This window comes from Arthrobacter sp. Marseille-P9274, assembly GCF_946892675.1.
Classification (GTDB): Bacteria; Actinomycetota; Actinomycetes; order Actinomycetales; family Micrococcaceae; genus Crystallibacter.
Window position 1 is genome coordinate 641,501 of sequence record NZ_CAMPOV010000002.1, and the last position, 12,655, is coordinate 654,155.

Here is a 12,655-nt window from a genome sequence, read left to right on the forward strand (position 1 = left end):
GCATCGCCGCCGGACGGGCCGCTGCGGCGCCGGGTTCTCCCGACCTAGCGGCCGTGCCGGCGGCTACTCCTTGATGACGCCGGGCAGGTACCTGGCCCCTCCGGCCGCGGCGAGGACCGCGCAGGAGAACCAGATGGCGCCGGCCGGCCCCAGCGGCGCGGCGACCAGGCCGGCGGCGAGCGGCAGCACTACCTGGCCAATGCGGTTGCCGAGGAGGCGCAGCGCGAGGGCGGCGCCGCGGGATTCGGGCCGGACAGCCCGGCTGATCAGGGTCATGGTCAGCGGCTGGCCCAGCCCGAGCAGGAAACCGCCGGCGAAGAGGCAGGCCCCGGCAACCCACAGGTGGTCCAGGAGGAACGGGGCGGCGGCGATGATGACCCCGGCCCCGGCCAGGCTCGCCACCAGCAGCTGGTACCTGGTCCAGCGGCCCAGCAGCTGGTACAGGATCACCCGCGAGATGATCGATGCGAGGGCGCGGACGGCCAGCAGAATCCCGACGAAGACCGGTGCGACACCCTGTTCCTCTGCCAGCAGCGGCAGGAACGCGACGAGGATGTCGATCATCGACAGCAGCGCCAGCGAGGCGGCCATGTTCCAGGTGACGCCGGGCTGGCGTAGGATGGACAGCGCCGAATCGGGCTTGGCCGCCCGCGCACCCCCGCCGTCGTTATGGCCCTTGGCAGCGGGAGGCAACTCCGCCGTCTTGCCCGGACGCCGGGCCCGCCCCGGGGCGTAGCCGAGCATCAGCGGCATGGCGGCCGCGGCAATGCCGGCCGCGAGGTAAAGCGACAGGTTGATGGCGGACATCCGGTCCTCGCCCGCCGTCTCCACGCCGCTGCCCAGCATCAGGCCGGCGATCAGCGGGCCCAGCAGCTGGCCGCCGGAGAAGGCGGCGGTGAACCAGCCGAAGCCGCTGTCCATCTGGTCCAGCGGGGCGTAGCGGGCAATCGCGGACTGGCCGGCGATGGTGAAAACGAGATGACCCATGCCAAGCACCGCACTGGCCGCGCCGATCCAGGCGATTCCCGGTGCGAGGGCAAGCAACAGCCCCGCAACCGCCAGCAGCGCCGCACCGGTCACCACCAACCCGCGCAGCGAGGGCAGCCGGTCCGTCACGCGCCCCAGCCAGAGCGCCGCGATCACCGGCAGGGTGGCGTAGACAGCAGTGACGAGGCCGATCGCCGCCGCGTCCCCGCCGAGGGCCAGGATCTTGTACGAAATCACCGGGCGGGCCAGGTTCAGCGCGGTCTGCGTCAGGACGGCCGCGCCGATCAGCACCAAGAGCCATAATGCGGGCTTTTGTGCTTCGGCGGCCGGCATCTGGCGTGTGGCTCCTCGGTGCAGTTCTGGTCGGGCTCGGGCTCCCCTATTCTGCCGCACGCCGAACCGTTCACCGCATAACCGTTGCGGGTCGTGTCCCCCGATGGTCGAATAGGGACCATGGCCAACGGCGCAACCACCCTGCTCGCGATCGGCACGAAGAAGGGTCTCTGGCTGGCGACCAGCCAGGACCGGGCTAACTGGACCTTGTCCGAGCCGCACTTTTTGATGAACGAGGTGCCCAGCATCGGAATCGACCGGCGCGGCGGCCGGACCCGGCTGCTCGTGGGTGCCCGCTCCGAGCACTGGGGCCCCACGGTCTTCCACTCGGACGACCTTGGCGCTACTTGGACCGAACCGGAGCAGGGCGCGATCCGCTTCGCGGAGGAGGACGGCGCCGCGCTCGAACGGATCTGGCAGCTCTATCCGGACGCCGAGGACCGGCCGGGCGTGGTGTGGGCGGGCTGCGAGCCGATCTCGGTGTGGAAATCCACGGACGGCGGCGAGCATTTCGAACTGAACCGCAGCCTGTGGAACCATCCGGACAAGGAGCAGTGGGGTGCCGGCTTCGGCGGCGCGGCCGCCCATTCCGTCCTGCCCAGCCCCGCGGATCCGCAGACCGTCCACATCGCCATGAGCACCGGCGGCGTCTACCGGAGCACCGACGGCGGGCAGAACTGGACCGCGCGCAACCACGGCATCTCCGCGTACTTCATGCCGGACCCGAATCCCGAGGTGGGCCAGTGCGTCCACAAGATCGCGCGGGATGCCGGCAAACCCGAGACCCTGTTCGCGCAGAACCACCACGGCGTCTACCGCTCGGACGACAACGCGGACACGTGGGTCTCGATCGCGGACGGGCTGCCCACGGACTTCGGCTTCGTCATGCTCACGCATCCGCGCACGTCCGGCACGGCGTGGGTGGTCCCGATCAAGGCGGACGGCGAGCGGATTCCGCCGGAGGGACACCTTGCGGTGCACCGGACCAACGACGGCGGTGCCTCCTGGACGCGGTTGTCCACCGGTTTGCCGGACAGCGACTTCAATGCAGTGCTGCGCGACGCCGCGGGTGTGGACCAGGCGGAGCCTGCGGGCGTGTACTTCGGCACCCGCGGCGGCAGCGTCTATGCCAGCGCGGACGAGGGCGACGTCTTCGTGGAGGTCGCCTCGCACCTGCCGGACGTGCTGTGCGTCCGCGCGGCCACACTGAGTTAGGAGCGCCATGGCGCAGCAAGAAACGCAGGTGGTCACCGTCGTCGTACCCAGCCTGCTGGCGAAGGCGATGGACGACCGGCGGGAACTGCAGGTGGGCCTGGACGAGCCGGCCACGGTTGCCGGCGTGCTGGACCGGCTCGCGGCGGACTACCCCGTGTTCGGCCGCCGGGTGCGCAACGAGCTCGGCGACATCCGCCGCTATGTGAACCTGTACGTGGACGGCGAGGACATCCGCGGGCTGGACGGGATTGGCACGCAGCTTCGCCCCGGCCAGGAACTTCTGATCATCCAGTCGGTGGCGGGCGGGTAGCGTTATGTGGCTCCAGGGTCTAGAACTGGAAGGGCCACAGGAAACAGCACTGCACGGAAAGGGAGGGGCACCATGACCAGCAGCAGCAACGAGCCTTATTCGCCCGAGGCGGAGGAAGCCGACCGCCAGTGGCAGCAGATGCCCGCGGGGCCGGAGGACGACGGCGACGAGGTCCTGGCCCCTCCCCCTGCCGCGCCCGAGGCCAACGAGGCCGACCTGCTCGAGCAGTCCCTCCCGGTGAATCCGGACGAGGATGACGAATATCCGCACGGCGCCGCGGAGGAATACGCCGCCGAGGAATACGCCGCCGAGGAATACGAGGAGTAGGCGGCCGGCAGGCGGCTCCCCCGGCGAGGGCGGCTCCGCCTTCAAACAGCATCCATTGCGCAGCTGCGGCCCTTTCCAATGCCGGAAAGGGCCGCAGCTGCTTGTGATTCCCCGGGAAGGTGCGGGCCTACGGGAAGATGCTCTCCAGGTCCGGCTCCTTGCTCAGGGTGCCGTACTTGACGGCGGCGTCGGCCAGCTTCTGCGCGGCCTCCATGTTGAAGTCCTTGCGGAAGGTCGGCAGCGCCATCTCGGCCCGGTCCGCCTCTTCGATCTTGGTGTAGGTGCCGACGATGTCCCGGACCTCCTGCGGATTCTCCTGCGCGTACTCCAGCGACTTGTTCATCGCCGACTGGAACTTGGCGACGAGCTCCGGATCGCTGCTGACCTTGTCCCCGGTGGTGAAGTAGCCGGAGATGTCGAGCTTCGGGTCGAAGTCGGCGAAGTTGTAGGAAACCACGCGGCCGCCGTCCGCCACGGCCTTGGACAGGAACGGCTCGAGGATCCACGCGGCGTCGACCTGGCCGTTGGACAGCGCGGCGGGGGCGTCGGGGAAGCCGACCTCGACGAACTTGATACTGTCGGGATCGCCGCCGTCGGCCTCGACTACGCTGCGGATGGTGGTATCGCCGATGTTGGACAGGGTGTTGACCGAGACGGTCTTGCCGGCGAGGTCCTTGGGCGACTTGATGTCCGAATCGTCCTTGACCACGACGCCGCTGAAGTCCTTCTGGGTATCGCCGGACGTGGAGTTGCCGTTGGCGACGAGCTTGATGTCCAGGCCCTTGTCGTTGGCCACCATGACCGAGACGAGGTTGCCGAAGGAGAAGTCGAAGCCGCCGCTGACCACGGCCGGGATGGCTGCAGCACCGCCGGCGACGGTCTGGATGTCCAGGTCGAGCCCTTCCTCCTTGAAGAAGCCCTTCTCATCGCCCAGGTACAGCGGGGCGGTGTCAACGATCGGGATGACTCCCACGGTGACCTTGGTGAGGTCACCGCCAGGCGCGGACTCGCTGCCCTGGGGCGCTTCCCCGCCGCTGGGCGAGCCCGACCCGCAGGCCGCCAGGCCGAGCGCGGAGACGCCGGCCATGAGAGTCAAGAGCGTTCGTTTCATGTCACTTCCTCGTGTTTTAAGGTGCGGCAGCGCGGGCGCACTCCCCCAAACGGAGCACGCAAAAAGCGTGCGGCGCTGCTGTCACCACTGTGCGGCAATGTGTCGACGACCACATTCTAATTCTGACAGGCAGAATTATTCAGCAGGCGGCGGCCGATCGAGGAGCCCGTGTCGCTACCCGCCCGGCGGCCCTAAGCTTCTGATATGCAGAACACGAAGGTCCAGCGCACCAAGCCGACCTACGCCATCGAAGCCGTGGACAACGCGCTGCAGCTGCTGCAACTGCTGCGGGACCTCGGCAGGGTGCGGCTCAAGGACGCGGCCGCGGAGCTCGGCGTCGCTCCGTCTACCGCCCACCGGCTGTTCGCCATGCTGGTCTACCGCGGCTTCGCCGTCCAGGACGAGACCAAACAGTACCTGCCCGGCCCCTCGCTGGACGCCGCCCCGGCGGGGGTCAGCTGGACCACGCAGCTCCGCCGGGTCTGCCAGCCGCACCTGGAACTGCTCGCCTCGCGCGTGAACGAGACCGTCAACCTCATGATCCGGGTGGGCAGCCAGGCCCGGTTCCTCAGCACGGTCGAGGGCACCAACATCCTCCGAATCGGCGACCGCCAGGGGGCCGTCCTGCCGGCCCGGAGCGCCTCCGGGGGCAAGGCCATGCTCGCGGAACTGGAGCCGGCCCAGCTGCATCAGCTCTTCCGCCCCAACAGCTCGGGCACTGGCGGCGCCGGCGAGATCATCCCCGACGTCGAGCACCCGGGCTTCCTCCGGGAGCTCGAGGCGATCAGGCAGAACGGCTTCGCCGCCAACTTCGAAGGCACGGAGGAAGGCGTGAGCGCGCTGGGCGTGGCTATCCACAACGGCGCGGGCGAGGCGCTCGGCGCGGTCAGCGTCGCCGTCCCGGCCACCCGCTTCCGGCAGGTCTTCGACAACGGGCTGCCCCAGGAGGTGCTGCGCTGGCGGCAGGAACTCGAGCTGGACCTGAAGTCCTTCCTCGTCCCCGATGACGGGCCTGCAGCATAGTGCCCCGTCAGGTCCCCGGCACGGCCTCCGGCCCGCGGTGCGACCGCAGCGCCGAGATGACGGCGTAGGTCAGCCGGACGCCGGAAAACAGCGTGCGGACGCCGAAGAGCATGGTGATGCCCAGCAGCGTCAGCAGCGGCAGGAGCAGCGCCAGGACCGCCAGCGCCGCGTCGAGGAGACCCAGCAGCAGCACCGTCCGCCGTTCAGCCCCCGCTACCCGGGGCAGCAGGGACAGGTGGCTGACGGCGCCGGCGGCGAGCGCGCACACCCCGATCGCCACCAGGGCGGCCACCTGCGCGCCCGGCCAGGCCGCTATCAGCACGCCGGCCAGGATCCAGGCGATCGCCACCAGCGGCGGCATGAGCCGCCGCGGCGAGCGCGGAACGGCCGCAAGGTCCGCCAGGCCCGAGAGCGCCAGCCCCAGGCCGATCGACAGCGAGTAGTGGCTTAGCGAGGCCACCGGGTTGAGGATCAGGAACACGCCCAGTCCGCTGGCGAACAATCCCAGCGCCAGCAGTACCCACCACGGCGCGCCCTGCAGAAGCCGCGCCACGAGGCTCGGCCAAGCCCGTAAGCGTTCCCCGATCGTCCTCCGCACGCCAGCCTCCTCGACCCCCCGGCCGAAGCCGGAACTACTTGGTGGTGCCGCTACCCTTCAGGGTACCCGCGCCGGTCCGGCCCGTCGCGGCCCGGACGCCACCCGCTTAGCGGGAGAGCTGCTCCCGGACCTTCTTGCGCAGCACCTTGCCCAGCATCGACTTGGGCAGCTCGTCCACCGGCACGATCCGGCGCGGGACCTTGTACGCCGCCAGCCGCCCGCGGCAGTACTCGCGCAGGGCACCCTCGTCGATGGTGGCCTGGGGACGGAGCACGACGGCGGCCGTCACGTCCTCGCCGCCGGCCGCCCTGGGCAGCCCCACTGCGGCGGCTTCGATCACGTCCGGATGCGAACGCAGCGCATCCTCCACCTCGGAAGGCGAGACGTTGAAGCCGCCGGTGATGATCAGTTCCTTCTTGCGGTCCACAATCGTTGCGTTGTGGTCCGCGTCAACGGTGACGATATCGCCGGTGCGCAGCCATCCACCGTCGAGCAGGGTGGCCGCCGTCTCCTCCGGCTTGCCCCAGTAACCCTGGAAAACCTGCGGCCCGCGGATCAGCAGTTCCCCCGGCTGGCCCGGCTCGACGTCGTTCCCGGGGTGTTCCGGATCCACCACCCGCATTTCCGTGCTCGGGAACGGGACCCCGATGGTGCCGTTCCGCCGGGTGTCGGCGAACGGATTGCCCAGCGCCACGGGCGAGGTCTCGGTCATGCCGTAGCCCTCGACCAGCAGCCCGCCGGCGGTGCTTTCCCAGAGGTCCACGGTCTCCTGCGTCAGGTTCATGGCCCCCGAGATGGCGAAGCGGACCGAACTGATGTCCACGCCGCGCTTCCGTGCCTCGGTGGCGGTGCGGTCGTAGATCGGCGGGACGGCGCAGAAGATGGTCGGCGGGTGCTTCTTCGCCGCCGCCAGCACCAGGTCCACGTCGAACTTGGGGAACAGCACAATGCGCGAGCCGGCCAGGATCCCGAAGGTCAGGTGCAGCGTCATGCCGAAGGCGTGGAACATCGGCAGCACCGCATACATCACCTCCTTGCCCTCCCGGGCGCCGTGCATCCACACCCGGCCCTGCTCGGCGTTGGCCCGCAGGTTCAGGTGGGTGAGCATGGCGCCCTTGGGATGGCCGGTGGTGCCGGACGTGTATTGGATGGCGGCGAGGTCCCCGACCCGTGGCTGCGGGTAGGCCCGCGGCAGCGGCTTGTTCCGCAGCAGCTTCTCCCACGGGACCGTGTGCCTGACGACGGCGGTCAGTGCCTTGCGCGCGTTCCGCGCCTTGGGCACGGGCAGCTTGAGCGCCAACCGCTTGGAGCGCGGCATGGCACGGATGATGTCGACGGAGACGATGGTGTCCACCGCGATGTCCCGCGGGAAGCCCTGGATCTTCTCCACCACGTTGTTCCACACGATCGCCACGGTGGCGCCGTGGTCTTCGAACTGGTGGCGCAGTTCCCGCTCGGTATAGAGGGGGTTGTGCTCAACAACGACGGCGCCGAGCCGGAGTACCGCATAAAAGGCCACCACGTGCTGCGGACAGTTGGGCAGGATCAGGGCCACCCGGTGGCCCGGTCCCACGCCCAACCGGCGCAGCCCCTCGGCCGCCCGCTCCACCTGGTCGCCGAGCTCCCGGTAGCTGGTGGCGGCGCCGAAGAAGTCCAGCGCGGTCTTGCGGCCGAACCGTCGGGCGGACGCGGCCAGCATCTCCGGCAGGGAATCGGCGGGAGTCTCGATATCGGCGGGGACGCCCGGCTGGTAGTTCTTCAACCACGGCCGGGTGGCTGTGCTCGCTGTGCCTTCGTTGCTTTCGACGGCGGACATGGCTCGGGTACGGTCCTCTCGCTTGGCTGTGGCCAGTCTACGAGGGACAGCCGGGCTGCGAGGCACGATACCCGGTTTTGGTGCTCAGGCGCCCGTGGGGGCGGGGGCGGCCGTCAGCCCCGCCAGCGCCAGCATGCCGAAGGCGAGGGCGATCGCGGCCGGGGTCACCAGGGTGGATAACCGGACGGCGTGTTCCTTGCGCCAGTGCCACAGCGCCAGGACGCCCAGCGCCACGCCGTAGGCCAAGGCAACCAGCACCGCGACGGGCGCGCCGGCCTGCCAGAAATACGGCAGGCTGATAACCGCTGCGAGCCCCAGCTCGCCCGCGCCTGTCCAGCGCTGGGCCGCGGGCCCGGGCTCCTCGCCGTAGACAAACCACGGAAGGCGGAACAGGTTGCTGAACGCACTGCCCAGCAAGAAGGCGACGAATGCAATGTGCACCATCACCACCATGATCTCGAAGACTCCCTGACCATCGTTTGCCACCATCGTGCTGCCCTCTTCATCGCCTGCTCTTCCTTGATAGACAACCCGCGGCTCCCGCCGGCGGTTCCTCAGGCCGCGGCAGTGAGAGCAACACCACCCCCGGACAGCAGGAAGCCCCGCATCGATCGTGTCGATGCGGGGCTTCCCGGTGCTTCGAACGCAGCCGCAGGCTGCGGTCAGTCGGCCTTAGTTGGCCGGGAGCTGCAGAACCTGGTCCACGAAGATCAGGTTCGGGTTGCTGACGGTGTCGGCATTGGCAGCGTGCAGTGCCTGCCATCCACCCTCGATGCCGAGCTTGGAGGCGATGGTGTTCAGGGTATCGCCCGCCTGGACGGCGTAGGTCTCGCCGCTGACGGCAACCTCGGCCGGTGCCTCTGCCGGGGCCGGAGCCGGGGCTTCAGCCTGCACCGGAGCCGGAGCTTCGGCCTGCACCGGAGCCGGAGCCGGAGCCGGAGCCTCGGTCGGGACCTGGGCCACGTTCACCTCAACCGGTGCCTCTGCCGGGGCCGGAGCCGGGGCTCCGCCGCCGCCGGAGAGTCCCAGCTTGGCCGTGCATGCGGGCCAGGCGCCCCAGCCCTGAGTGGCCTGGACCTTCTCGGCTACAGCAATCTGCTCAGCCTTGCTGGCGTTCTCCGGGCTGCCGGTGCCACCAAAAGCGGCCCAGGTGCTGGGGGTGAACTGCAGTCCGCCCGAGAAGCCATTGCCGGTGTTGATGCTCCAGTCGCCGCCGCTCTCGCACTCTGCGAGGGCGTCCCAAGTGGCGGTGTCGGCGGCGTTGGCCGGCGCACCGACCATGGCAACGCCTGCACCCGTCAGGGCTACTGCAGCAAGTCCGCCACGCAGGGCACGGCTGAGGTTCTTGTTGTTCTTAGAGTTCACGATGCTCCGCAGGGCCACCTTCGCTCCATCCGTCCCCGGACTTCATTGCGCCACCGTCAACCGCTCGTAATCGAGGTCAATTCCGACGTCTGCCATGTTGACGGCGTATGGTGTGGGCAGCGTCGAGCATATTCGGTTTTTCAAGATTGGTTCGGCTGTTGTCGCCGAATCCCCTTTGTGCGGGTTTCACGATCCCCCGCTCGCGATGCAACGTTACCCCATCGTTATGGTGAGACCAAATCGTGATCTTCACCTTGGCGTGTCGCGCCAGCTTTCAGCGGCTAGCCTATGCAATTACGGGCCTGAAGCCAAACCGGGACGAGGGGAAGTACGCCATGGCGCCTAGCAGCAGCAAACGCTATTTCGGCATTCTTGTGCGGGCTGACAAGGACTTTCGCGCAAGCATGCCGGACTTATCCATCCCGTCGACTGTAGCGATGATCACCGGAAGGTCCGGCGCCTGCCCCGCCATCGGATCTGGCGTCGCATCCACGACGAGGGGCTCGAAATGTCACGGCGGGATCACGACGCAAGAAGGGCCGATAGACCCTATTCGGCAGGGCAGGCAGCGCACACCTTGGCCCGGAATGACGCCGATCATTGCGGCGGGACGGGCCGGCAATCACGGCGCCGGGCGGGGCTGCCCGACATTCCGCGCCGCCTTTTTGTCACATTTCTTAACACGGCTTTGCGGGAAGCACCCGTGAGGGCGGTTGCGGTCCTGTTGGCCGCCGGCGCCGGCAGCAGGCTCGCCCGCGGGCCGAAGGCGCTGCTCCCCTACCGGGGACGGACACTGGTCGAGCACCTGGCCGGTGAGCTGCGTGCGGGAGGTTGCGGCGACGTCGTTATTGTCCTGGGGGCCGGGGCTGACGATGTGCGCCGGCGGTGCCGGCTGGAAGACTACCGCGTGGTCCATAACCCCGACTGGGCCAGCGGCATGGGCTCGTCCTTCCGTCTAGGCGTGGCGGCGGCCGAGGGGGCGGAGGCCATCCTCGTGGCACTCGTGGACCAGCCGGATGTGAACGCCGTACTGGTCCGGCGGCTGCTGGAACGGCACCGGACCGGCCGCGTCACCGCCGCCGCATACCGGGCCGATGCAATCGCCGGCGGAAATCCCGACGGCGCAGCGGCCGGACACCACCCGGCCGTCCCTCAGGGGACGATCCAGGCGGCGGAGCCCAGGCTGCGGCGCGGGCACCCGCTGGTCTTCGACGCCCCGCTGGCCGTGGAGGCCGCAGCCGAGGCGGCCGGAGACGCGGGCGCCCGGAACTACCTGGGCAGGCATCCCGAGCTGATCGATCTCGTGGACTGCTCCGGCCTCGGCTCGGCCGGCGACGTGGACACGGAGGCGGACTTGCCCCTCCTGGACTAACCCGGCCCGGCGGGGTCAGGCATCCGCCCCCTGGAGCAGCTGCAGCCGGCTGAGCGTTCTGAAGTCGTCGGGACGCTCCGCCGTGTCCACGCGGAACTCCCGATAGTCCAGTTCTGACGTGAGGTAGGACGGCGTGTCGGAGTCGCAGAGGATATCCACCAGATTGCTGGGCGGGATCCAGTGTGAAGCCCGCCTCCGCCGCGGACCGGTCTATCGCCGTCGTTATGTCCCGCCTGACGCGGCGCCGCAAACTCACGCGACCCATTCTGCCGGATCAGCGTTTCACCACCGGCCCGAGGCCCGCGCAGCCCACCCGCCTCAGCACCTGCCTCCACACCGCACCCGCCCTGCTCGCCGTCCAGCCGCAGCGCCCGTCTTTACGCTTCAAGCTTTCCAAAGACGCAGGTCAGCGCGTTGCTTGAAAGGTAAAGCGGGGCAGCGAAGGCAGAAGCTGCACACCCGGGCGGCGCGGAGGCGGGCGAGCAGGGAAAGGGTCTACCGTCTGGACAACCCGAAGCGGCGCCTGGATCATCAGACGCCGCCCCGGGAGCTTATGTGACCGCTTACGAAGCGGGTTCGAGCTGCTCCGCTTCGCGCTCCGGGTCGGCGGCCGCGTCGCGGCGGCCTCCCAGTCCAAACCAGCTGAGCAGCGCGGCGGCCAGGGCCGCGACGGCCACCACGAGGAAGGCCTGGGTGAATCCGCTGCCCAGCGCCTCCATGGCAAACTGGCTGGCGGCGGAACCCGGTACGCCTTCGGGGAGGCTGTTGACCGCGATCGGTCCGCCGGCTTGCGCGATGCCCATGGCCGGACCGAGCTGGTCCGCCGGCAGGCCGGAGGTCTGCAGTGACGCCACGAGCTGGCCGCCGGCGGAGCTCAGGGCGATGGCTCCGACAAGCACGGGCCCCAGTGCGAAACCGAGGTCGCGCAGCAGGTTGGTGGTGGCGCTGGCCATGCCGGTCATTTCCCGCGGGACGGAGTTCACGGCGATCGCCGTCATCGGGCTCAGGGTGAAGGCGAAGCCGAGGCCGACCAGCAGGGACGGCAGGACGAACACGCTGACGTCACGGTTGGCCACGTCGGCCGTGGAGTTCATCAGCGCGCCGGCAGCCATGGCCAGGAAGCCGAAGGTCATCAGCCAGCGCGCCGGGACGCGGTGCTGCAGCCGGGAAAGCAAGGGAATCAGGAGGAACGCCGGGCCCTGCAGCAGCAGGAAGAGCAGCCCGAGGAACAGCGGATTCTGGTGCTGGACCGGGCCCAGCCACATGCTCGTGGAGAAGCAGGCGCCGAGGAAGGCGAACATGCCGACGACCGCGACGATAGACGAGACGGTGAACTGCCGGTTCAGGAACAGGCGCAGCTCGAGCAGCGGGGATTCCACGCGCAGTTCGATGGCGATGAAGGCGGCCAACAGGACGGCGCCAGCAATGAGGGAGCCGATGATGTGCGGGGCTGTCCAGCCGTCCTCCGGCCCCTGGACCAGCCCGAAGAGCACCAGGATCAGGCCCAGAGCGAAGGTGATCTGGCCCCAGAGATCCAGGCGGCGGCCCTCGGCGACCTTGGCCTCCGCGGAACGGAAGATAGTCAGGAGCATGGCGGCGACGCTCACCAGTGCCACCACAATGTAGGCCCCGCGCCACCAGCCGAAGCCGGCAAAGACGCCGCCGAGCAGCGGGGAGACGGCGGAGCCCGCGGAGAGGAAACCGGCCCAGATGGCGATGCCGCGCACCCGCTCCTGCATGGTCCGGGCCACGGAAGCGACCAGCGCCAGCGACGCCGGGAAGATCGCGCCCGCACCGAGGCCGTTCAGCGCCGACCCGATCCACATCGCCTGGATGCTCGGCGAGAATGCGCAGACCAGCGAACCGAGGACAACCAGCACGGCGCCGCCGAGCACCAGCTTGCGATGGCCGAACTTGTCGCCGAGCACGCCGAAGGTCAGCTCGAACACCACCACCGGAATCATGAACGCGGCGGTGATCCACGTCAGCTGCGAGCCGAAGGAATTGAAAGTCAGCTGGAATTCGCCGTTGAGCGCGCCCGGAAGGGCGTTGGCGACCTGCGCCACCATCACGGCCAGGGAAGCGGCTGCCAGGGTGCCCTTGGCTCGGGCGCTCCCCGGTCGGGCCGGCTTCGCGGACGGCGGGTAGGACTGGTCTGAGGACGTGAGTGTCCCGCGATCTTGGCTCATGAAGGTCTC

At 69.1% G+C, this 12,655-nt stretch carries 13 protein-coding genes; 5 read left to right on the forward strand and 8 right to left on the reverse strand.

Annotated features, from left to right (window positions below):
* Positions 1 to 63: 63 nt before the first annotated feature.
* The gene (locus OC550_RS16190; protein WP_262106943.1) at positions 64 to 1,320 is read right to left on the reverse strand and encodes an MFS transporter; all 1,257 of its coding nucleotides are present in this window, start codon (positions 1,318 to 1,320) and stop codon (positions 64 to 66) included.
* A 120-nt stretch (positions 1,321 to 1,440) separates the two neighbouring features.
* On the opposite strand from OC550_RS16190, the gene OC550_RS16195 reads away from it, so the two are divergent.
* The 3 genes from OC550_RS16195 to OC550_RS16205 all read left to right on the forward strand — a co-directional run bounded on the left by OC550_RS16195 (position 1,441) and on the right by OC550_RS16205 (position 3,172).
* The gene (locus OC550_RS16195; protein WP_262106944.1) at positions 1,441 to 2,535 is read left to right on the forward strand and encodes an exo-alpha-sialidase; all 1,095 of its coding nucleotides are present in this window, start codon (positions 1,441 to 1,443) and stop codon (positions 2,533 to 2,535) included.
* Positions 2,536 to 2,542: 7 nt separating this feature from the next.
* Positions 2,543 to 2,845 (forward strand): MoaD/ThiS family protein, encoded by a 303-nt coding sequence (locus tag OC550_RS16200; protein WP_262106945.1) that lies wholly within the window; start codon positions 2,543 to 2,545, stop codon positions 2,843 to 2,845.
* A gap of 72 nt (positions 2,846 to 2,917) precedes the next feature.
* On the forward strand, positions 2,918 to 3,172 hold the full coding sequence (locus OC550_RS16205) for a hypothetical protein (RefSeq protein WP_262106946.1): 255 nt from the start codon (positions 2,918 to 2,920) through the stop codon (positions 3,170 to 3,172).
* 127 nt (positions 3,173 to 3,299) lie between these two features.
* On the opposite strand, the gene OC550_RS16210 is transcribed toward OC550_RS16205, so the two are convergent.
* On the reverse strand, positions 3,300 to 4,283 hold the full coding sequence (locus tag OC550_RS16210; protein ID WP_262106947.1) for an ABC transporter substrate-binding protein: 984 nt from the start codon (positions 4,281 to 4,283) through the stop codon (positions 3,300 to 3,302).
* 204 nt (positions 4,284 to 4,487) lie between these two features.
* Here OC550_RS16210 and OC550_RS16215 point away from each other — a divergent pair, with 204 nt between their 5' ends.
* A complete protein-coding gene (locus OC550_RS16215) occupies positions 4,488 to 5,306 on the forward strand; it encodes an IclR family transcriptional regulator (protein WP_262106948.1) in 819 nt (272 codons plus the stop codon).
* 7 nt (positions 5,307 to 5,313) lie between these two features.
* Here the strand turns inward: OC550_RS16215 and OC550_RS16220 are convergent, their stop codons facing one another.
* The 4 genes from OC550_RS16220 to OC550_RS16235 form a co-directional block, all read right to left on the reverse strand.
* Entirely contained in the window at positions 5,314 to 5,904 is a 591-nt protein-coding gene (locus OC550_RS16220; protein ID WP_262106949.1) for a DUF308 domain-containing protein, read from the reverse strand.
* Between the two features lie 106 nt (positions 5,905 to 6,010).
* Complete coding sequence (locus tag OC550_RS16225) at positions 6,011 to 7,720, reverse strand: long-chain-fatty-acid--CoA ligase (protein ID WP_262106950.1); 1,710 nt, start codon at positions 7,718 to 7,720, stop codon at positions 6,011 to 6,013.
* Positions 7,721 to 7,804: 84 nt separating this feature from the next.
* Positions 7,805 to 8,209 carry a hypothetical protein gene (locus OC550_RS16230; protein ID WP_262106951.1) on the reverse strand — a complete coding sequence of 135 codons (405 nt, stop codon included), beginning with the start codon at positions 8,207 to 8,209 and terminating at the stop codon, positions 7,805 to 7,807.
* A 183-nt stretch (positions 8,210 to 8,392) separates the two neighbouring features.
* Positions 8,393 to 9,001, reverse strand: coding sequence for a LysM peptidoglycan-binding domain-containing protein (locus OC550_RS16235; RefSeq protein WP_262107188.1), 609 nt, complete (start codon positions 8,999 to 9,001; stop codon positions 8,393 to 8,395).
* A 787-nt stretch (positions 9,002 to 9,788) separates the two neighbouring features.
* Between OC550_RS16235 and nboR the strand changes: the two genes are divergently transcribed.
* Positions 9,789 to 10,457, forward strand: a complete 669-nt coding sequence (gene nboR / locus OC550_RS16240; RefSeq protein WP_262106952.1) for a nicotine blue oxidoreductase — start codon at positions 9,789 to 9,791, stop codon at positions 10,455 to 10,457.
* A 15-nt stretch (positions 10,458 to 10,472) separates the two neighbouring features.
* On the opposite strand, the gene OC550_RS16245 is transcribed toward nboR, so the two are convergent.
* Both OC550_RS16245 and OC550_RS16250 read right to left on the reverse strand, forming a co-directional pair.
* Positions 10,473 to 10,616 (reverse strand): hypothetical protein, encoded by a 144-nt coding sequence (locus tag OC550_RS16245; protein WP_262106953.1) that lies wholly within the window; start codon positions 10,614 to 10,616, stop codon positions 10,473 to 10,475.
* Positions 10,617 to 11,020: 404 nt separating this feature from the next.
* On the reverse strand, positions 11,021 to 12,646 hold the full coding sequence (locus OC550_RS16250) for an MFS transporter (RefSeq protein WP_262106954.1): 1,626 nt from the start codon (positions 12,644 to 12,646) through the stop codon (positions 11,021 to 11,023).
* Between the last annotated feature and the right edge of the window lie 9 nt (positions 12,647 to 12,655).